The sequence below is a fragment of the Streptomyces sp. NPDC049837 genome, from assembly GCF_040674455.1.
GTDB lineage: Bacteria > Actinomycetota > Actinomycetes > Streptomycetales > Streptomycetaceae > Streptomyces.
On sequence record NZ_JBFAMP010000004.1, the window covers coordinates 431,742 to 450,888 of the forward strand.

Annotated in this window: 18 protein-coding genes; 10 read left to right on the top strand and 8 right to left on the bottom strand. The window is 73.6% G+C overall.

The genetic code is table 11. From position 1 onward, the window contains the following. Nucleotides 1-7: 7 nt before the first annotated feature. Nucleotides 8-757, bottom strand: coding sequence for a DUF2470 domain-containing protein (locus AB0J57_RS13410; protein ID WP_366128202.1), 750 nt, complete (start codon nt 755-757; stop codon nt 8-10). A gap of 184 nt (nt 758-941) precedes the next feature. Between AB0J57_RS13410 and AB0J57_RS13415 the strand changes: the two genes are divergently transcribed. Beyond that, nucleotides 942-3,113, top strand: a complete 2,172-nt coding sequence (locus tag AB0J57_RS13415) for an FG-GAP-like repeat-containing protein (RefSeq protein WP_366128204.1) — start codon at nt 942-944, stop codon at nt 3,111-3,113. Between the two features lie 41 nt (nt 3,114-3,154). Here the strand turns inward: AB0J57_RS13415 and AB0J57_RS13420 are convergent, their stop codons facing one another. Next, entirely contained in the window at nt 3,155-3,586 is a 432-nt protein-coding gene (locus AB0J57_RS13420; protein ID WP_366128205.1) for a transcriptional repressor, read from the bottom strand. Nucleotides 3,587-3,680: 94 nt separating this feature from the next. Between AB0J57_RS13420 and AB0J57_RS13425 the strand changes: the two genes are divergently transcribed. After that, nucleotides 3,681-4,622, top strand: coding sequence for an NAD-dependent epimerase/dehydratase family protein (locus tag AB0J57_RS13425; protein WP_366128206.1), 942 nt, complete (start codon nt 3,681-3,683; stop codon nt 4,620-4,622). A gap of 4 nt (nt 4,623-4,626) precedes the next feature. Here the strand turns inward: AB0J57_RS13425 and AB0J57_RS13430 are convergent, their stop codons facing one another. Genes AB0J57_RS13430 through AB0J57_RS13440 form a run of 3 tightly spaced genes read right to left on the bottom strand, consistent with a single transcriptional unit; the run spans nt 4,627 to nt 7,884 of the window. Continuing rightward, nucleotides 4,627-6,621 (bottom strand): ABC transporter permease, encoded by a 1,995-nt coding sequence (locus AB0J57_RS13430; protein ID WP_366128208.1) that lies wholly within the window; start codon nt 6,619-6,621, stop codon nt 4,627-4,629. Nucleotides 6,622-6,643: 22 nt separating this feature from the next. After that, a complete protein-coding gene (gene modA / locus AB0J57_RS13435; RefSeq protein ID WP_366128209.1) occupies nt 6,644-7,450 on the bottom strand; it encodes a molybdate ABC transporter substrate-binding protein in 807 nt (268 codons plus the stop codon). A 38-nt stretch (nt 7,451-7,488) separates the two neighbouring features. Further along, nucleotides 7,489-7,884, bottom strand: coding sequence for a helix-turn-helix transcriptional regulator (locus tag AB0J57_RS13440; protein WP_366128210.1), 396 nt, complete (start codon nt 7,882-7,884; stop codon nt 7,489-7,491). A 165-nt stretch (nt 7,885-8,049) separates the two neighbouring features. Here AB0J57_RS13440 and AB0J57_RS13445 point away from each other — a divergent pair, with 165 nt between their 5' ends. The 3 genes from AB0J57_RS13445 to AB0J57_RS13455 all read left to right on the top strand — a co-directional run bounded on the left by AB0J57_RS13445 (nt 8,050) and on the right by AB0J57_RS13455 (nt 12,111). Further along, entirely contained in the window at nt 8,050-10,866 is a 2,817-nt protein-coding gene (locus AB0J57_RS13445) for an AAA family ATPase (protein WP_366128211.1), read from the top strand. A gap of 114 nt (nt 10,867-10,980) precedes the next feature. Continuing rightward, complete coding sequence (locus AB0J57_RS13450; protein ID WP_366128212.1) at nt 10,981-11,481, top strand: OsmC family protein; 501 nt, start codon at nt 10,981-10,983, stop codon at nt 11,479-11,481. 12 nt (nt 11,482-11,493) lie between these two features. Beyond that, entirely contained in the window at nt 11,494-12,111 is a 618-nt protein-coding gene (locus AB0J57_RS13455) for a GNAT family N-acetyltransferase (protein ID WP_366128213.1), read from the top strand. Nucleotides 12,112-12,134: 23 nt separating this feature from the next. On the opposite strand, the gene AB0J57_RS13460 is transcribed toward AB0J57_RS13455, so the two are convergent. Next, nucleotides 12,135-12,623 carry a DUF4396 domain-containing protein gene (locus AB0J57_RS13460; RefSeq protein ID WP_366128515.1) on the bottom strand — a complete coding sequence of 163 codons (489 nt, stop codon included), beginning with the start codon at nt 12,621-12,623 and terminating at the stop codon, nt 12,135-12,137. Between the two features lie 80 nt (nt 12,624-12,703). Next, nucleotides 12,704-13,117, bottom strand: a complete 414-nt coding sequence (locus tag AB0J57_RS13465) for an arsenate reductase ArsC (protein ID WP_366128214.1) — start codon at nt 13,115-13,117, stop codon at nt 12,704-12,706. A 90-nt stretch (nt 13,118-13,207) separates the two neighbouring features. Here AB0J57_RS13465 and AB0J57_RS13470 point away from each other — a divergent pair, with 90 nt between their 5' ends. Together AB0J57_RS13470 and arsB are read left to right on the top strand one after the other, a co-directional pair. Beyond that, the gene (locus tag AB0J57_RS13470; RefSeq protein ID WP_366128215.1) at nt 13,208-13,516 is read left to right on the top strand and encodes a metalloregulator ArsR/SmtB family transcription factor; all 309 of its coding nucleotides are present in this window, start codon (nt 13,208-13,210) and stop codon (nt 13,514-13,516) included. Further along, on the top strand, nt 13,513-14,598 hold the full coding sequence (arsB, locus tag AB0J57_RS13475; protein ID WP_366128216.1) for an ACR3 family arsenite efflux transporter: 1,086 nt from the start codon (nt 13,513-13,515) through the stop codon (nt 14,596-14,598). The genes AB0J57_RS13470 and arsB overlap by 4 nt, the downstream gene beginning before the upstream one ends. A 108-nt stretch (nt 14,599-14,706) precedes the next feature. On the opposite strand, the gene AB0J57_RS13480 is transcribed toward arsB, so the two are convergent. Further along, on the bottom strand, nt 14,707-15,063 hold the full coding sequence (locus tag AB0J57_RS13480; protein ID WP_366128218.1) for a metalloregulator ArsR/SmtB family transcription factor: 357 nt from the start codon (nt 15,061-15,063) through the stop codon (nt 14,707-14,709). A gap of 141 nt (nt 15,064-15,204) precedes the next feature. Between AB0J57_RS13480 and AB0J57_RS13485 the strand changes: the two genes are divergently transcribed. The 3 genes from AB0J57_RS13485 to AB0J57_RS13495 all read left to right on the top strand — a co-directional run bounded on the left by AB0J57_RS13485 (nt 15,205) and on the right by AB0J57_RS13495 (nt 19,121). Beyond that, entirely contained in the window at nt 15,205-16,563 is a 1,359-nt protein-coding gene (locus AB0J57_RS13485; protein WP_366128220.1) for an FAD-dependent oxidoreductase, read from the top strand. 9 nt (nt 16,564-16,572) lie between these two features. Then, nucleotides 16,573-17,796: an MFS transporter gene (locus AB0J57_RS13490; RefSeq protein WP_366128222.1), complete on the top strand. Its 1,224-nt coding sequence runs from the start codon at nt 16,573-16,575 to the stop codon at nt 17,794-17,796. Nucleotides 17,797-17,948: 152 nt separating this feature from the next. Further along, nucleotides 17,949-19,121 (top strand): FAD-dependent oxidoreductase, encoded by a 1,173-nt coding sequence (locus AB0J57_RS13495; RefSeq protein ID WP_366128223.1) that lies wholly within the window; start codon nt 17,949-17,951, stop codon nt 19,119-19,121. Nucleotides 19,122-19,147: the final 26 nt, after the last annotated feature.

Genomic DNA, 19,147 nt, shown 5'->3' on the forward strand with positions numbered 1-19,147 from the left:
TCGTCTGTCACGGCCGCGTACGCAGGCGGCGGCGGGGGCAGGCGTGCGCGGCCGCGAGCAGCGCCTGCACGCGGTCGCCGAACTCGGCGGCCTCGCGCAGCGCCGGGGTGAAGGGGAGACGTACGTCGTGGTGGGCGCGGGCGTGTTCGAGCCGGAGCGTGACCCCGTACCGGTCGAGGGCCAGCGGGACCACGCGCCGGACGCCGTGCAGGTGGCGCGGCTCCACCAGCCGGGCCAGGCGGGCCACCGCGTCGGGGTGGTCGTCGGTCAGGTGGAGGAGCAGTGCCGCCTCGTGACCCGCCAGCGGATCCGGTGCGGCGAGGACGAGTTCGTCAAGGCCCACGAAGACGACGTCGTCACCCGTGTGGAGGGTGACGCGCACGGGGTCCAGGCGCAGCGCGACGCCGCCCCGGCCGGCCTCCGCCCGGGCCTCCGCCCCGCGCCGGGCCCGGGTCAGCCACCCGGAGAGCGTCACCCGGGCCCGTACCCGGTCCCGGACGGCGGTCGGTGCCACATCGGTGAACTGGAGCATGGCGGCCAGGTCGCCCCCGGGCGCGCCGGCCACCGCCGCGGCGAGGTGCCCGTCGGCCGGCAGACGCAGCGTCAGCCGGCCCCGCTCGTCGAGGCGGTGGACACCGGCCAGGTCGCAGCGGTACCCGTGCGTGATCACCGTCAGCGACCGCGCGGCGGAGAGCACGGAGCGGACCCGTTCCGCGTCCGTCGGCTCGGGTGTGCGGGCATCGGGGACACCGCTCATCATCACTCCTCACTTAGGTAAGCCTTGCCTAAGCTACCGGACGCCGGCCCGGCACCGCCACCACTGCGCCGGGATCACCGGCCGTACCCGTGGATGTTCGGCCGGATCGTCGTACAACCTCCACGGCGGGTGGGCGGTCATAGCGTCAGAGCGATCAGAAGTTCGACAGGGAGCTGACATAGACATGACCGCCCGCAGGAAGAGACGTACGGGATGGATACTCGGGTCCGCCGTCACCGCGCTCGCGGTGACCGGACTCGCACCGGTCCCGTCCGCGGCGGCGGCGGAACCGTCGCCGACGGGTGAGGCCGTCATCACGCTCGGCACCTACAACGGCCGCAATGCGAAGCCGGAGCAGATCGCCCTGGGCGGTGGCCGGCTCACGGTGACCGGCTGGCCGGAGCCCGAGACGGGGCGCGCCCTGTACGAGTACGACCTGCCCGCCCACGGCAGCGTCCAGCCCGGCCCCCGGCGGCTCGCCGAGCGCAACTTCTGGATGAACTACCCCTGCGACGGCGGCAACTCCGACCAGTTCTGCAGCGAGTTCGACTCCCGCCTCTGGGCCCTCGGCGACGGGCGCGTCGGCTACCACGCGCCGGACTTCGGCGGCCAGTACGCCTCGGGCGGACAGGTGCCGTACAGCAGCCTCGGGCTCGGCTACTGGCACCCCGCGGGCGGCGACTTCGTGGCCGGCGCGGCCGGGCAGTACGTCATCGTCAACAACTCGGAGAAGCGCCAGCAGCTCATCGGCTCGTTCGACAAGGCCGACGCGGGCGAGGGGAGCCTGGTGCACTCCCGGCCCATCACGGCGTCCTCCGTCTGGGGCGACAGCCTGTGGCAGCCGGGCACGGCGGCGGGCACCGTCAACTCGTACAACCTGCGGACGAAGACCACCACGCCCGACATCGACGTCGACCCCGGATCGGACTGCGTGCCCGACTCGTTGCAGGCGGTCGGGCGCTGGCTGTACTGGCACTGCTTCGAAGAGGGCCGGGCCGGGGTCTGGGACCACCGGAAGGCGAGCGGCATCCCGGTGGCGGCGAAGACCTGGGAGCAGATCGGTGACGGCTTCCTGGTCGGACAGTCCGGCGACGGTGAGCTGCGGCTGCTGGACTTCCACCGGGGCGCCGGTGAGACGCCGTCCGAGCGGGTGCTGGCGCAGCGGCCGTCGATCTCCCAGTGGACGGTCGACAAGTACGGCGGCCACGTGGCGTACGTCGACGAGGAGAACCGCATCCGGATCGTGCCGGTGGACGTGCCGCGCTCGCCGGTCACCGCCCTCGACACGCGCACGGACACCACGCTGGACCTGCGTCCCGGGGCGAAGACGGTGTGGAGCGGCCAGTGGCGGCTGAGCCGCCCGGCGGCCTCCTGGACGCTGATCTTCCGGGACAGCCACGGCAACGTGTCGCGGAAGCTCACCGGTACGGGGCGGGACGGTGCCGCGATCCGCGCCACGTGGGACGGCCGCACCGACGACGGCAGGCTCGCGCCGGGCAGGCAGCACCGGTGGGACCTGATCGTCGACCCGGGCGACGGCACCCCGCACCAGTACGTCAGCAAGGGCACCACGATGGTGGTGGGCGGCCGGTCCGTGCACCGCGACGCCGACGGCGACGGGCTCGGCGAGTACTACGCCATGACCAGTGGCGGCAAGCTCTCCGTGCACTACCTCGGCACGAACACGGGAACGTACGTGCACCAGGGATGGGACCCGGCGACTCGGTTCGTCCCGTTCGGCGACATCGACGGCGACGGCTGCGACGACATGCTGCTGAAGAGCACCGACGGCCTGCTGTGGCGGGCCGCCGGAAGCTGTGACGGCCACTACACTCCGGTCGACTACGCCACCCCGCACGTGCAGATCGGCAAGGGCTGGAACTCGTTCGACGCCATCACCACGCCCGGCGACATGACGGGCGACGGCCGGCCGGACCTGCTGGCCCGCCAGACCACCACCGGTTACCTGTTCCTCTACCGGTCGAACGCGTCCGGCGGCCTGGACGCCGCCGTCCGCGTCGGCACGGGCTGGAAGGGCTACCGCCTGATCGGCGCGGGTGACATCGACGGCGACGGGAACGGCGACCTGCTGGCCCGCGACAGCTCGGGCGAGCTGTGGCGCTACAGCGGCACCGGGAAGGGCACCTTCAAGCCCCGGGCCCTGGTGTTCCGCGACTGGGGCGCCGGACGCACCGACATCATCGGCGTCGGCGACGTCAACGGCGACGCTCTTCCGGACCTGCTGTCGCGTGACACCAGCGGCAAGCTGCTGCGCAACAAGGGCAACGGAAAGGGCTCGTTCGGAGCGACGGTCACCATTTCCACGGGCTGGCAGAACTACCGCGGCCTGTACTGACCGCACGCCGTCGCGGGGTGGCGCTCTACGTCGTGCACGGCCTACGCCGTGCACGACGTACGCGGCGGACGGCAGCGGGGGCAGACGCCGCTGAGTTCGAGGGTGTGCTCCACCCCGTCGAACCCGGACGTCTCGGCGAGGCGTTCGGCCCACTGCTCGACGACATCGGTGTCGACGGCCTGACTGCGGCCGCACCGACGGCAGATGAGGTAGTGCCGGTGGCCGGCCGTCGGCCGCCACCGGTACAGCCGCTCGCCGTCCGCGTCCCGCACCGTGTCGAGCCGGCCGTCGCGGTCGAGCGCCTGGAGGGTGCGGTACACGGTGCTCAGGCCGACTTGGAGGCCGGCACCGGCCATCCGGGCGTGCAACTGCTGTGCCGAGACGAAGTCCTGGCACGCGTCGAGGGCTTCCAGGACGTCGGCACGCTTCTGCGTCGAGCGCGTGCCCACCCGCGCCCTCGCCGCATCCGCCATCTCCGACCTCCCGTTGGCCTCGGATTCCCTCGGTGGGAGATGCTAAATGACAATGATTGCCAGATCCATGAGGGGTGCTCGCTAGGCTGCGCGTATGAGCCTTCATGTGGTCATAGGATTCGGGCCCGCCGGAGCGGCGACCGCGCGGCAGTTGGTCGAGAAGGGCCATGAGGTACGGGTCGTCACCACGTCCGGCCGGAGCCCGGAGCCGGGCATCGAGCACCTCGCGCTGGACGCGACGGACAGCGAGCGGCTCACCGAGGCGGCACGCGGCGCGGCCGCGATCTACGGCTGTGCCGCACCGCCCTACCACCGCTGGGCGAGCGGCTTGCCACCGCTGGCCTCGTCGCTCCGCGCCACGGCCGAGGCGACCGGCGCGGTCCTGGTCATGCTGGGCAACCTCTACGGCTACGGCCCGGTGGACGGACCCATGACCGAGGAGCTGCCGCTCGCGGCGACCGGCACCAAGGGGCGGGTGCGCGCCGCCGCGTGGGAGCAGGCGCTGGAGCTCCACGAGCAGGGCCGTATCAAGGCGGTCGAGGTACGGGCCTCGGACTTCTTCGGCCCCGGTGTCACCGACGGCGGGCACCTGGCCGCGCGCGTCGTGCCACAACTGCTGCGCGGCAAGCCCGTCTCCACGCTCGGTGACCCCGACGCGCCGCACAGTTGGAGCTACCTCCCCGATGTGGCCAGGGCCCTGGTCGAGGCCGCGGGCACGGAACGCGCCTGGGGGCGGGCCTGGCACGTCCCGACCGAACCCCCGCTGTCCGTACGCGAGATGGTCGGCCGCCTCGCCGCCGAGGCCGGGACGGGGCCGGTCCGGGTGCGAAGGCTGTCGCCTGCCGTGCTGCGGGTGGTGTCGCTGTTCTCTCCGCTGATTCGCGAACTGGCCGAGATCCGCCACCAGTTCGACCGCCCCTTCGTGGTCGACTCCAGCGCGTACGAGGCCGAATTCGGGGTACGGGCCACCCCCGTCGAGGAGCAGGTCAAGGCGACGGTGGACTGGTGGCGGGAGCGGACGGCCACCACGGGGTGACCCGCTAGCGCGTCACCAGCGTGACTTCGGTGGCCTTGACGCTGGTGAAGACCGGTGTGCCGTCGGTGAGGCCCAGGTCCGCCGCGGCCGCCGGGGTGATCTCGGCGACGAGGTCGGGGGCGTGGTCGGAGGTGACGAGGACCCGCATCCGGCTGCCGACGGCGGTGAGTTCGCGTACGGTGCCGGGCCAGGTGTTGCGGGGGCTGCCGGTGGGCCTGTCGCGGTGGAGCGAGACGGCCTCGGGGGCGATCACCGCGAGCGCCTCCGTGCCGGGCGGGACGGGGTCGGCGGCGATGACGGCGGTGCCCCCGGCGAGGGCGAGCCCGTCGGCGGTGGCGGTGCCCGGCCAGGCGTTGCGGCCGAGCATGCGGGCGACCCAGGGGGAGCGGGGGTGCCGGGTGACCTCGGCCGGGACGGCGTCCTGGACGGCGCGGCCCGCTTCGAGGACGAGCACCCGGTCGGCGAGCGAGACGGCTTCCACCGGGTCGTGGGTGACGATCAGGCAGACGCCGCCGAAGCCGTCGAGGTGGCGGCGCAGGGTGTGGCGGACGTGGGCGCGGGTGGACTGGTCGAGCGCCGCGAGCGGCTCGTCGAGGAGCAGCAGCCGGGGGCGGGCGGCGAGCGCGCGTGCCAGGGCGACGCGCTGGGCCTGGCCGCCCGAGAGCTGGGCGGGGCGCCGGTGGGCGAGGTGGCCGACGCCGAGGCGGTCGAGCCACCGCTGGGCGGCGGCCCGTGCCTCGGCGCGGGGCACGCCCTGGGTGCGCAGCCCGTACGCGGTGTTGGCGAGGGCGGTCAGGTGCGGGAACAGGGCGCCGTCCTGCGGGACCCAGGCGACACCGCGCCGGTGGGGCGGCAGGGCGGTGACGTCGGTGTCGCCGAGCCGGAGGCGGGCGTGGGCGCGGTCGGTGAGGGCGAGCAGGGCGCGCAGGAGGGTGGTCTTGCCGGCGCCGTTGGGCCCGACGACGGCGATGGTGGTGCCCGGGTCGGCGTCGAGGACCAGGTCGTTGAAGCCGGTGACCTCGGCGTGCAGGGCCCAGCGGTGGACCTCGGCGTCGGGTGCGGGTGCGGGTGCGGCGGCGAGGGGCGGCGCGGTGCCGTCCCGGTCCGGTGCGGTGCCGTCCCGGTCCGGGCGGGTGCCGTCCCGGTCCCGTGCGGTGCCGTCCCGGTCCGGCGGGGGCTCCTCGGCCGTGGGCGCCGCGCCTCCGGGCGCCGTGGTGAAACGGCCGCGCAGCGCGACGAGTACGGCCATGGCGATGACGAGCAGCAGCAGGGAGACGGAGGTGGCCGCCTCCGGCTGCTCCTGGAGCAGCAGGTAGACCTGGAGGGGGAGCGTCTGGGTGGTGCCCGGCAGGTTGCCCGCGAAGGTGATGGTGGCGCCGAACTCGCCGAGCGCCCGCGCCCACGTCAGCGCGGCACCCGCCGCCAGCCCGGGCGCCACCATCGGCAGCGTCACCGTGCGGAACACCCGGAACGGCGAGGCGCCCAGGGAGGCCGCGGTCTCCTCGTACCGCTCGCTCAGCCCGGCGAGCGCCCCTTCCAGGCTGATGACCAGGAACGGCATGGCGACGAAGGTGGCCGCGACGACCGCGCCGGAGGTGTGGAACGGCAGCGTGATGCCGAACCAGTCCTCCAGCCACGGCCCCAGCAGCCCCCGGCGGCCGAACCCGAGGAGCAGCGCGACGCCGCCCACGGTGGGCGGCAGCACCATCGGCAGCAGCACCAGCGACCGGACGAGCGCCTTGCCGGGGAAGGAGACCCGTGCCAGCAGCCACGCGAGGGGCACGCCCAGCAGCACGGACAGCCCGAGCGCCCAGAAGGACACGACGAGGGACAGCCGGAGCGCTTCGAGGGACTGCTCGGTGCCCAGGTGCTCGCCCAGGTCGCCCCACGACGTACGGGCCAGGATGCCGATCAGGGGCAGCAGCAGGAACGCGACCGCCAGCAGCGCGGGCAGCGCCAGGGCGACGGGCGTGCGGCGGTGCGGGCGGAAGCGTTTCATCGGTGACTCCTGCTGTCCGGCGTTACGGCTTCTGGAAGCCCGCGTCCCGGAGGATCTTCTGACCCTCGGGACCGGACAGCCACGACACGAACGCGGCGGCCGCCTCGGCGTGGCGGGAGTCCTTCAGCGTGGCGGCCGGGTACTCGGCGATGGCGTTCTGGGCGTCGGGGATGGTGACGGCGTCGACCTTGTCCGGGGTGCTTGCGGCGTCCGTCCGGTAGACGAGACCGGCGTCGGCCTCGCCCAGCTCGACCTTGCTGAGAACGGCGCGGACGCTCGGCTCCTGGGAGACCGGCTTCACCGTGATCTTCCGCGCGTCGAGGATCTTCTCGCTGTACTTGCCGGCCGGTACCTCGGGCGCGGCCAGCACGACCTTCAGCTTGGGGTCGCCGAGGTCATCCAGGGCGTCGACCTTCTTCGGGTTGCCCTCGCCGGTGACGATGACGAGGCGGTTCTTCGCGATGACGGCCGGTGTGCCGGTCTCGCCCTTCACGCCGTCCATGCTCCTGGTGTCCGCGGTGACCAGCACGTCGGCGGGTGCGCCCTGCCTGACCTGGGAGACCAGCTCCTGGGAGCCGGCGAAGGAGAACGTGATGCGCGTGCCGGGGTGGGACTTCTCGTACGCGGCGCCCGCGACCCGGAAGGCGTCGGTGAGCGACGCGGCGGCCAGCACGGTCAGCTCGGCCTTCGGCGCGGAGCCGGCGCCCTTGGAGGCCGCGTCGGTGCCGTCGTCCGTACCGCCGCCGCCACCGCAGGCGGCCAGCGGTACGAGGAGCGCGGCGGTGAGGACCGCGGCGGCGGCACGGCGCCGGGCGAGGGGCTGGGGCATGGCGGTTGGCTCCTGGTCGGTGTCGGGGGCGGTCGCTGTCAGGGGCGGTCGATGTGCACGTTGGTGGACTTCACGCGGGCGGTGGCCTGCATGCCGACCTCCAGCCCCAGTTCCTCGACAGCCTCCCGGGTGAGCAGGGAGACGAGCCGGTGCGGCCCGGCCTGGATCTCGACCTGGGCGGCGACGTCGCCGAGCTTGACGGCGGTGACGATGCCGGGGAAGGCGTTGCGGGCCGTGGTGTAGGGGCCGTCGTCGTCACCCGGGGTTCCCTGGGCGACCTCGATGGAGAACGCGGCCAGGTCCCGGCCGTCGATGAGGCGGCGCCCCGCCTCGTCGCGATGGGTCGCGATCCGTCCGGCGTCCGCCCAGCGGCGCGCGGTGTCGGGACTGACGCCCAGCAGCCGCGCCGCCTGACCAATTGTGTAGGACTGCATGTGCGCCACGCTAGGGCTGTTCGGCTCGCAGATGCAATTGTCTGAGGCTTCCTCCATGGCAGATGCGAGGTCCTCGGATGAACGCCCAAGGATCGACGGGCAGCGGGCCGCCCGGCTGCCTAGCATGGGATGAGGCGATCGTCCCGAGCGGTCAGGGTGTTCCGAATGACGCGGCGACTTCTGGGGCGGGAGCGTGAACAGGGGCGTTTGCGCGAGGCCCTCGCCCGGGTACCGGGCGGTGACGGCGGGCTGTGGCTCGTCGAGGGGGACGCGGGGGCCGGCAAGACGACGCTGGTCGAGTCCGTGCTCTCCGCCCTCCCGTCGGCATGGCGGGTGATGCGGGGTGGCGGGCCGGGCAGTGGGGTGCCGTACGGGCCGCTCGGGACCGCGTTCGGCGGTCATGTGCCGGGAGCGGAGGGGGCCGGGCGCGACGTACCGGCGGCCGTGAGGGAGGCGTTCGAGCGCCTGGCGCGGGACCGTCCCACGGTGGTGTTCCTCGACGACCTCCAGTGGGCGGACGCCGCGACGCCGGCCGTGCTGGGCGCCTGGGCGGCGCCGCGGGCCGGGCTGCCGCTGCTGGTGATCGGGGCGTACCGCAGTGACGAACTGCCGCGCGGCCACCCCGTGCGCGACCTGCGGTCCACGCTGCGGCGGGCCCCGGGAGGCAGGGACCGGCAGGTGCGGCTGGGGCCCCTGGGACCGGAGGACAGCGCTGCGCTGGTGCGGCGCGTGCTGGGGGAGGCGGCCGCGCGGGACGTCGTGGACACCGTGGTGCGCCGCGCCCGCGGTGTGCCGTTCTACCTGGAGGAGCTCGCGGCGGCGGTCGCCGAATCCGGGAGCGCCGAGGTGGTGCCCGAGTCGGTCAGCGACGCGGTGGTGCAGCGCGTGGCCAGGACGTCGGAGCCGGCGCGCGCGGTCGCGCAGGTGGTGGCCGTGGGCGGGGCGGTACCGCTCGACGTACTGGCCGGGCTCGGTGCGGAGGAGACGGCGGTCGAGGAGCTGTTCGACGCCGGTGTGCTGGTGGAGCATCCGGGCGACGCCACCGCCGCCGGTGCGGGCGGGGAGCAGCAGGCCGTCTTCCGCCACGCCCTGATGGGGGAGGCGCTGTACGCGGCGACTCCCTGGGCGCGTCGGCGTCGGCTCCATGCCGCGCTGGCCCAGGCCCTGGAAGCACGCGGTGAGCCGCCCGCCCTGGTGGCCGCTCACTGGGAGAGGGCCCACGAGCCGGGGCGGGCCCGGCCGTTCCTGCAGGCCGCCGCCGAGGCCGCGTGCAGGGTGCACGCCTACCGCGACGCCAAGGACGCGCTCGGCCGGGCGCTCGCCCTGTGGCCCCCGGGCGCGGACGGCGCGGCCCGGCTGCGGGCCCTGGACCGGCTGGCCGAGTGCGCCGAGCGCTGCGGCGACACCGCCGGGGCGGCCCGGGCCTGGGAGGAGGTGGCGGCCGCGTACCGGGCCATGGGGGACCACGCCGGGCTGGCCCGGGTCAGCCGGTGCCTGGCGGGCGTGTACGAGCTGGCGGACGACTGGCCGCGGGCCCTCGCGGCCCGGTACGCGGCCGTCGAGGAGTACACCCGCACCGGCCGGCGGGCCGACGCCGCGGCGGAGCGGCTGGCGGCGGCCTCCCACCTGCACTCCGCCGGCGACCTCACCGGGGCGATGCGGCTCGTACGCGAGGCGTGGACGGACATCGACGCGGCGGCGCGCGACACCAAGGCACCCGACGCGGCGGCACCCGACGTGGCGGCCGGGCTGCGCGCCCGCGCGATGGGCGTGGAGGGCCTGATCAGGACCAAGCTCGGCGAGGGAGCGGCCGGCACCGAGCTGACCCGCAAGGCTCTCGACCTCGCCCTGAGCCGTGGCCTGGACTCCCTCACCGCCGACATCTACTACCTGTACGCCGACGCCCTCGAACAGCGCGCCGACTATCCGGCCGCCCTGGACGCCTGGACCGACGCGCTCACCTTCTGCCGCACCCGGGGCCTGGACGCCGACGCCCACGTCTGCCTGGCCTGCCTGACCCCCGCGCTGCGCCACACCGGCCAGTGGGACCGCGCGCTCCAGGCCGCTCATGAGGTGCTCGCCCGGGACGACGCCCCCGAAGTGGCGCGCATGGTGGCCGCCGGCGAGATCGGGCTGATCCTCGCGAACCGGGGAACGACGGCATCGGCACGCCGCCATCTCGCCCGCGCCGGGGCGTACGCGCGGGTCCACGAGCTGTTCGGGCTGGAGATCGACACCGACTGGGGCCTGGCCAGGGCCGACGCGCTGGACCACGACGACACCAGCGCCACCGCACGGCTGCGGGAACTCGCCGCCCGCTGCCTGGCCCGCGACGAGCGCCACTACTCCGTGGCCGCGCTGCGCTGGGCCTCGACGTACTTCGCCCGCCACGAGCACCCCGGCGACCTCGGCGCGTGCACGGACGCCCTGGCCCGTATCGCCGCCGCCACGGGCACCGCCGAGGCGACCGCCGCCCTGGCGCACGCCCTGGCGGAGGCGGCCCTGCTGGAGGGCGACGCCCGCCGGGCCGCCGACCTGTTCGAGCGCGCGCTCGGCTTCCTGGGCGCTGTCGCGCTGCCGCCCGAAACCGCCGAGACGCAAGCGAGGGCCGGGGTCGCCCTGGCCGCCGCCGGTGACCGGACGAAGGCGGTCGAGCGCCTCGTCGGCGCGTACCACACGGCACGGGCCCTCGGCGCCCGTCCGCTGGCCACCACGGCGGTCCGGGAGCTGGAGGCGCTCGGCGAGGACGTACGCGTACGCCACCGGCGCAGTGACACCGCCCGGCTCACGCGGCGTGAGGGCGAGGTCCTGCGCCTCGTCGCGGCCGGGCTCACCAACGCCGAGATCGCCGGCCGGCTCTTCCTCAGCACCCGGACCGTCGACATGCACGTCCGCAACCTGCTGGCGAAGCTGGGCTGCCACACCCGTACGGAAGCGGTGCGGAGAGCCGAGGAACTGGCCGTCCTCACCACCGTGGCCTGAGCGCACCGGACCGGCCCCGCGAATACGGCAATTCTGCCGTTCCTGCCGCACGGCCTCCTCCATAGATTCGGTGCGTGACCAGGATTCGGTGCCTGACCAGGAGGAGTGAGGAACATGGAGACCAGGACGACGACCATCGAAGACACCACCGCGATGTGGAAGCGCGAGCCGGACCGGGCACGGAGCGCCCCGGCCGCAACCGCGCGCGTGGAGGACGGCCAGGCCGCGATACAGACCGGCCCCTTCACCCTCCGCGCCGACCTGCCCGCACCGCTCGGCGGCACCAACCAGGCGCCCAGCCCGACCGCGCTGCTGCTCAGCGCGCTCGCCGGCTGTGCCGTCGCCTTCGTGTACGACACGCTCGGCCCCCAGCTCGGCGTGCGGATCGACGGCGTGGAGGCGACCGCGCGCTGCGCCGCGGACGCGCGTGGCCTGCTGGGCATGGACGGTGCGGAGCCCGATCTGCGGGAGCTGGCCGTGGACATCACGGTCGACTGCCCGGACGGCGAGGAGGCCGTCGCCGAAGTCGCCCGCGTCTGGCGGGAACGCTGCCCCATCTACCTGGCGCTCCAGCGCCCCACCGACGTGGCCGTCCACTTCCGCGCGGCGGCCTGAAGGAGGCGGGTCATGTCACTGATGGAGTCACTCCGGCCCGGCATCCACCCCCGCAAGGCCACGCCGGACGAAACCGGGCCCATCGCCCGGACGCTCGCGTCGGCGTTCTTCGACGACCCGGTGATCGGCTGGGCCTGGACGGACGCCGAAAGGCGCCGGCGGATCCTCCCGGACTTCTTCGAGCTCTGGGTCGCCGGCTGCATGGAACACGACGAGGTCTACACGACCCCCGACCTCGCCGGCGCCGCCCTGTGGATGCCGCCGCACGTACAGCAGGCGTTCGACGACAGGGCCGACGCCTTCGCCGCCGACGTCGAACGGGCGTCCCGCGAATTCGCCCCCGCCGTCCTGGAGTTGCTCACCCTCCTCGACGACCACCACCCGCACGAGCCCCACTACTACCTGCCCATCATGGGCACCCGCCCGGACCGCCAGGGCCACGGCATCGGCGCGGCACTCCTCGACACGGTGCTGGACCAATGCGACCGCGAGGGGCTGCCCGCCTACCTGGAGGCCACCAGCACCCGCAACCAGTCCCTCTACGCCCGCCACGGCTTCCACTCCACCCGCGACCTCCCCCTCCCCAACGGCCCCACGCTCCACGCCATGTGGCGCGAGCCGAGCACCTGACGGCCGGGGGCGCCGCCCGTGTGTCAGTGGTAGGCGTGGACGACCGCGTGGCCCTTGCCGCGGCCGATCATCCACTTGTTCACCGGCGTCGTGATGAGGAAGGCGACGGCGAAGCCGCCCAGCAGCGCCGACCAGAACAGCCCGTCCGAGAGGTGGGCGTCCAGGGCGCCGGGGGTGAGCGCGATGATGAGGTTGTCCACCAGTTCCATGATGGCGATGGACACGGTGTCGGCGGCGAGGGCGACGCGGATCGCGGCCTTCAGGCTCAGGCCCGCCTTGAGCACGGCGTACAGGGTGAAGGAGTAGCCGAAGAGGAACGCCAGGGCGATCGCCAGGACCATGGTCGGGACGTTGCTCCAGAGCAGCGCGGTGCCGATCACCATGCCCAGGATCTCGCCCAGCGCGCAGCCGGTCAGGCAGTGCGCCGTCGCCTTCGCCGCCGTACCCCAGGAGGCGCCCCCGGCACCGTGCCCCTGGTGATCGAGGTGATCGGTGTGGTCCGTGTGGTCCATGTGATCCATGGGGTCCATGACGTCCTCCCTCTCACCTCCCAGTGTGTGCGCAGGACCGCGCCCGCACGTACCGCAGGCGGTTACTCCGCAGCCGCCGGGGCGATCTCCTCGATGAGTCCCTCGACGAGCTTCTTGATCTCGTCGCGGATGGGGCGTACGGCCTCGACGCCCTGGCCGGCCGGGTCGTCCAGTTGCCAGTCCAGGTAGCGCTTGCCGGGGAAGACCGGGCAGGTGTCGCCGCAGCCCATGGTGATGCAGACGTCGGACGCCCTGACCGCGTCGACGGTGAGGATCTTCGGGGTCTCGGCGGACATGTCGATGCCGACCTCGCGCATGGCTTCGATGGCGGCCGGGTTGACCCGGTCGGCGGGGGCGGAGCCGGCCGAGCGGACCTCGACGCGGTCTCCGGCCAGGTGGGTGAGCCATGCGGCGGCCATCTGGGACCGGCCGGCGTTGTGGACGCAGACGAACAGCACGGAGGGCTTGTCGGACATCGAGGTCTCTCTTGCTCGGGGTGAGGGGCCGGACCGATTCGCATCAGTATCCGATGGTGTCAGCCACCAGTGATGTGACAGTATCAGCCCATGATGACGTCAGTCGACACTGAACTGATCCGGGTTCTGGCGGACCCGCTGCGGCTCCGGATCGTGACCCTGCTCGCCCGCGAGACCCTCTGCACCACCCACCTCGTGGAGGAGACCGGCGCCCGGCAGACGAACCTCTCCAACCACCTGAGAGTGCTCCGGGAAGCGGGGGTCGTGGAGACCGAGCCGTGCGGCCGCTTCACGTACTACAAGCTGCGCCCCGACGTCATCGCACAACTCGCTGACCAATTCGCCGAGCTGGCCGCCACCGCTCGTACCGCTGCCGACAACAAGAGGGCCTGCCCGTGACCCGCACCGAAGCACCCGCCACCGCGACGACCGAGGAATCCTCGGTCGTCGCCAAGCTGTCGACCCTCGACCGCTTCCTCGCCGTATGGATCCTGCTCGCCATGGCCCTCGGGCTCGGCCTCGGGCGCCTCGTCCCCGGCCTGAACGACGCCCTGGCGAAGGTCGAGATCGGCGGGATCTCGCTGCCCATCGCCGTCGGCCTGCTGATCATGATGTATCCGGTCCTGGCGAAGGTCCGGTACGACAAGCTCGACGCCGTCACCGGCGACCGGAAGCTGATGATCTCCTCGCTCGTCATCAACTGGGTCCTCGGCCCGGCCGTGATGTTCGCGCTGGCGTGGATCTTCCTGCCGGACCTGCCCGAGTACCGCACCGGGTTGATCATCGTGGGCCTCGCCCGCTGCATCGCGATGGTCATCATCTGGAACGACCTGGCCTGCGGCGACCGCGAGGCGGCCGCCGTGCTCGTCGCCCTCAACTCGGTCTTCCAGGTCCTCGCCTTCGGCCTGCTCGGCTGGTTCTACCTGGACCTGCTGCCCGGCTGGCTGGGCCTGGGCAACGGCGAGTCGCTGGACATCTCCATGTGGGAGATCGCGTTCAACGTCGTCATCTTCCTCGGCGTGCCTCTGCTCGCGGGCTTCCTCACCCGCCGGATCGGCGAGAAGAAGCTCGGCCGGGAGTCCTACGAGTCGAAGTTCCTGCCGAAGATCGGCCCGTGGGCGCTGTACGGCCTGCTCTTCACGATCGTGATCCTCTTCGCCCTCCAGGGGAAGACGATCACCTCCCAGCCGCTGGACGTGGCCCGGATCGCGATCCCGCTGCTGGTGTACTTCGCCGTGATGTGGTTCGGCACCTTCGCCCTCGGCAAGGCGATCGGCCTCGCGTACGACCGCACCGCCACGCTCGCTTTCACGGCGGCCGGCAACAACTTCGAACTGGCCATCGCGGTCGCCATCGCCACCTTCGGCGTGACCTCCGGCCAGGCGCTCTCGGGCGTCGTCGGCCCGCTGATCGAGGTTCCGGTGCTGGTGGCGCTGGTGTACGTGTCCCTGGCCTGGCGGCGGAAGTTCGCCACCGCCTGAGGCCAGGCACCGACGTGGTGGTGATCGGCGGCGGCCAAGCGGGGCTCGCCGCCGGTCACCACCCGCGCCGGCTCGGCGTGGACTTCGGCTCGTCCCTGCCGGGGCGGGTCACGCCTTGCTGGTGAGCATCCGTCCCATGGCCGCCATGACGGACGGCTCCACCCGGTAGAAGACCCACGTCCCGCGCCGCTCGGAGGTGAGCAGTCCGGCTTCCTTGAGCTTCTTCAGGTGGTGGGAGACGGTCGGCTGCGAGACGCCGACGTCGGAGATGTCGCACACGCACGCCTCGCCGCCCTCGTGGGAGGCGACGGCGGAGAACAGCCGCAGGCGCACCGGATCGCCGAGCGCCTTGAACATCGCGGCGGTACGTACCGCCTCCTCGGCCGTCAGCGGGCGTTCGTTCAGCGGCGGGCAGCACGGCTCGACGTCCGACTCCAGCAGCGGTAGCGCCTTCGCAATCGACATGCCTCTATGTTGACACATGTCGAATCAAAGGCGGGGGGCCTCGGTGTTTGTTTTGAAATCTGTCTATGTTGACGGGCGTCGAAGCAGGTGCCATGCTGATCGTGCAAGGCATCGACAAACGTCGAACCAAAGGGAGTCGCCGTGAACGCGCCCACCACACCGGAGCCGCCCGTCGTCGTGATCGGCGCCGGCCCGATCGGTCTGGCCGCCGCTGCCCACCTCGTCGAGCGGGGCCTCGAACCGCTGGTCCTGGAAGCGGGCCCGACCGCCGGTTCCGCCGTACGGGAGTGGTCGCACGTGCGGCTGTTCTCCCGGTGGGCCGAGCTCGTCGACCCGGCCGCCGAGAAGCTTCTGGCCCCCACCGGCTGGGTGAAGCCCGACGGTGCCACGTACCCGACCGGCGGCGACTGGGCCGACCGGTACCTCCAGCCGCTGGCGGAGGCCCTCGGCGACCGCGTCCGGTACGGCGCGCGGGTCACCGGCGTCTCCCGGGCGGGCCGCGACAGGGTCGTCGACTCCGGGCGCGACGAGCAGCCGTTCACGGTCCACCTCCTGGGCCCGGACGGCCGCGAGGAGCGTCTCACCGCCCGCGCCGTGATCGACGCCTCCGGCACCTGGTCCACCCCCGGCCCGCTCGGCGGCAACGGCCTGCCCGCCCTCGGCGAGCGCGCGGCCGCCGACCGCATCGCCTACCGCGTCCCGGACCTGAGGGACCCCGCCGTGCGGGCCCGTTACGCGGGCCGGCGCACCGCTGTCGTCGGCTCCGGCGCCTCGGCCTTCACCGCCCTCGCGCACCTCGCCGACCTGGCCGGGGACGAGCCGGGCACCCACGCCGTCTGGATCCTGCGCCGCGGACTGAGCGAGGCGACCTACGGGGGCGGCGAGGCCGACCAGCTTCCCGCACGCGGTGCGCTGGGCCTGCGGGCCAAGGCGGCCGTCGAGGCCGGGCACGCCTCGGCGGTCACCGGTTTCCGCGCCCAGGCGGTGGAGCGCACCGACGAGGGACTCGTCCTGGTCGGCGAGGACGGCCGCCGCCTCGACCCCGTCGACGAGGTCGTCGTCCTGACGGGCCTCCGCCCGGACCTGTCCCACCTCGCCGAACTGCGCCTCGGTCTCGACGAGCGCCTCCAGGCCCCCACCGCCCTCGCGCCCCTCATCGACCCGAACGTCCACTCCTGCGGCACGGTCTACCCCCACGGTGTCAACGAGCTCGCCCACCCGGAGAAGGACGTCTACCTGGTCGGCATGAAGTCCTACGGCCGCGCCCCGACGTTCCTCGCCATGACCGGATACGAGCAGGTCCGCTCCATCGCCGCGGCCCTCGCGGGCGACCGCGAGGCCGCCGAGCGCGTCGAACTCACCCTCCCGGAAACGGGAGTGTGCGGCGGCGCGGGCCTCTTCGACGAGCCGGAAACGGCCGAGTCCGGCGCGGGCGGCTGCTGCGGGGCCCCGGCCACGCTCCGGATCGGCGCCGGCGCCTCCTCCTCCGGCGGCTGCTGACGCGCGCCCATGCCGCACCTCGGCGCGCACGGGGCCGCGACCGGCACGGGGGACCGGTCGCGGCCCCGCGCCGTCCTGCCGGCCCTGTGCGCCACCCAGATCACAAGCTGGGGAATCGTCTACTACGCCTTCCCGGTCCTGCTGCCGCGCATCACCGCCGGCACCGGCTGGTCCCCCGCCACCACCACCGGCGCGTTCTCCCTGGCCCTGCTTGTCTCGGCCGTCGTCGGCATACCCGTGGGCCGGGTCATCGACCGCCGTGGACCCCACGCCGTGATGACCGCGGGCTCCGTCCTCGCCGCCCTGGCCCTGCTCGCCATCGCGGCGGCCCCCAACCCGGCCGTCTTCTTCATCGCCTGGGCGGCAGCCGGCGCCGCGATGGCGGCCACCTTCTACCACCCCGCCTTCGCCGCCGTCACCCGCTGGTGGGGCCCCGACCGCGTACGCGCCCTCACGATCGTCACCCTCGCCGGAGGCCTCGCGAGCACCGTCTTCGCCCCGCTGACCGCGACCCTCGCCGAACACCTGAGCTGGCGCGCCACCTACGCCGTACTCGCCGCGATCCTGGCCGCCGTCACGATCCCCGCCCACGCCCTGGCGCTCCGCGCCCCCTGGCCACCGGCCCCGGCAGCAAGCCCCCAACTGCCCGCCGCCCAGCGGCCGACAGCCGGCACCCGCCCCTTCGTCCTCCTGTCCGCGGCCTTCGCCCTCTCCGGCTTCGCCATGTACGCGGTCGTCATCGGCCTCGTCCCGCTGCTGCTGGAACGCGGTGCGTCCGCCACCGCGGCGGCCTGGGCCCTCGGGCTCGGCGGAGCCGGCCAGACCCTCGGCCGCACGCTGTACGCGGCGTTCGCCCGCCGTACCACCGCCACGGCCCGTACGACCGCCCTCATCGCGGCGGGCGGCGCCACCACCCTGGCCCTCGCGCTCGTCCCCGGGCCCATCGCCCTGCTGACCGCCCTCGCGATCGCCGCGGGCATGGTGCGCGGCAACCTCACCCTGCTCCAGGCCACGGCCGTCGCCGACCGCTGGGGCACCGGTGCCTATGGCCGCCTGTCGGGTCTCCTCGCCGCGCCCGTCACGGTCGCGGCGGCCATCGCGCCCTGGGCGAGCACCACCCTCGCCCACGGGCTGGGCAGCTACCCGGGCATGTTCGGCGTCCTCGCCCTGACCTCGCTGCTCGCGGCCGCCCTGGCGCTGGGGGCCCGTCCTCGATCCGGCCACTCATGGTGATCCGCGACACACGCCGTCACAGCGGCCCGCGACGCGGTGTCTTGAGGCCGAACCGCTGGAACGGACGCGGGAACGGACCCCCGGGAACGGACCGGAACGGACCCCTGGAAACGGACCCCTGGTACCGGATCCCTGGAGACGGAGGAGACACCATGGCTGGGAACACCGAGGTCGTCGTGATCGGTGGCGGATACGCCGGCGTCATGGCGGCCAACCGCCTGACGCGGCGCGCCGACGTGACCGTGACGCTGGTCAACCCGCGCCGGACCTTCGTCGAGCGGCTCCGCCTGCACCAACTGGTGGGCGGTTCCGAGGACGCGGTCGTCGACTACCGGGAAGTCCTGAGCGAGCGCGTACGGCTGGTGGTCGACACCGCGACCCGGATCGACGCGGCCGGGCGCGGCGTGACGCTGGCGTCGGGCGGCACGGTCGGCTACGACTACGTGATCTACGCGGTGGGCAGCGGCAGCGCCGGCCCCCGGGTGCCCGGGGCGGCGGAGTTCGCCCACCCCATCGCCACCCTGGAGGAGGCGCAGCGGTTGCGGGCGGTCGTCGACGCCGCGCCCGCCACGGCCGCGGTGACCGTCGTCGGCGCCGGTCCGACCGGCATCGAGACCGCCGCCGAGCTGGCGGAGGCGGGCCGCACCGTCACCCTCGTCTGCGGCGGCGTGCTCGGCCCGTACCTGCACCCGCGGGGGCGGCGCTCGGTCGCCAAGTACCTGGCCGGGCTCGGTGTGACCGTGCTCGACGGCCCCGGTACGGAGGTGACGGCCGTGACGGAGGACGCCGTGCGGCTCGGTGACGGCCGCACGGTGCCGGGCGACGTGACCATCTGGAGCGCCGGGTTCGGCGTGCCGGAGCTGGCCGCGCGCAGTGGGCTGCGTACCGACGCCCTGGGCCGCCTGCTCACGGACGAGACGCTGACCAGCGTGGACGACGTACGTATCGTCGCGGCCGGGGACTCGGCGGCACCCTCGGACCTGCCGTTCCGGATGGGCTGCCAGTCCGCGGTGCAGCTCGGCCCGCAGGCCGCCGAGACCGTGCTCAGCCGGATCGCGGGTGAGCGGCCCGCGCCCGTCGAGGTGGGGTTCGCCGGCCAGTGCATCAGCCTGGGGCGCCGTGCCGGCTTCTTCCAGTACGCCCGCCGCAACGACAGCGCGGTCGGGCTCTGGCTCAGCGGCCGTCCTGGCGCGAAGCTCAAGGAGTTCGTCGTCGAACACACCGTCAAGCAGTTGGCGTACGAGGCACGCAAGCCCGGTTCGCGCGACCTGTGGTTCAAGGACGACGAGCGCCGGGAGCTGCTTCAGGCCCGGCTCGGCGCGTAGCGGCCCAGCGAAGGAGAAATGCGGAG

Coding starts and splice junctions, on each gene's coding strand:
- AB0J57_RS13410 (WP_366128202.1), bottom strand. CDS start 757: ATGAGCGGTGTCCCCGATGCCCGCACACCCGAGCCGACGGACGCGGAA.
- AB0J57_RS13415 (WP_366128204.1), top strand. CDS start 942: ATGACCGCCCGCAGGAAGAGACGTACGGGATGGATACTCGGGTCCGCC.
- AB0J57_RS13420 (WP_366128205.1), bottom strand. CDS start 3,586: ATGGCGGATGCGGCGAGGGCGCGGGTGGGCACGCGCTCGACGCAGAAG.
- AB0J57_RS13425 (WP_366128206.1), top strand. CDS start 3,681: ATGAGCCTTCATGTGGTCATAGGATTCGGGCCCGCCGGAGCGGCGACC.
- AB0J57_RS13430 (WP_366128208.1), bottom strand. CDS start 6,621: ATGAAACGCTTCCGCCCGCACCGCCGCACGCCCGTCGCCCTGGCGCTG.
- modA (WP_366128209.1), bottom strand. CDS start 7,450: ATGCCCCAGCCCCTCGCCCGGCGCCGTGCCGCCGCCGCGGTCCTCACC.
- AB0J57_RS13440 (WP_366128210.1), bottom strand. CDS start 7,884: ATGCAGTCCTACACAATTGGTCAGGCGGCGCGGCTGCTGGGCGTCAGT.
- AB0J57_RS13445 (WP_366128211.1), top strand. CDS start 8,050: ATGACGCGGCGACTTCTGGGGCGGGAGCGTGAACAGGGGCGTTTGCGC.
- AB0J57_RS13450 (WP_366128212.1), top strand. CDS start 10,981: ATGGAGACCAGGACGACGACCATCGAAGACACCACCGCGATGTGGAAG.
- AB0J57_RS13455 (WP_366128213.1), top strand. CDS start 11,494: ATGTCACTGATGGAGTCACTCCGGCCCGGCATCCACCCCCGCAAGGCC.
- AB0J57_RS13460 (WP_366128515.1), bottom strand. CDS start 12,623: ATGGACCACACGGACCACACCGATCACCTCGATCACCAGGGGCACGGT.
- AB0J57_RS13465 (WP_366128214.1), bottom strand. CDS start 13,117: ATGTCCGACAAGCCCTCCGTGCTGTTCGTCTGCGTCCACAACGCCGGC.
- AB0J57_RS13470 (WP_366128215.1), top strand. CDS start 13,208: ATGATGACGTCAGTCGACACTGAACTGATCCGGGTTCTGGCGGACCCG.
- AB0J57_RS13480 (WP_366128218.1), bottom strand. CDS start 15,063: ATGTCGATTGCGAAGGCGCTACCGCTGCTGGAGTCGGACGTCGAGCCG.
- AB0J57_RS13490 (WP_366128222.1), top strand. CDS start 16,573: ATGCCGCACCTCGGCGCGCACGGGGCCGCGACCGGCACGGGGGACCGG.
- AB0J57_RS13495 (WP_366128223.1), top strand. CDS start 17,949: ATGGCTGGGAACACCGAGGTCGTCGTGATCGGTGGCGGATACGCCGGC.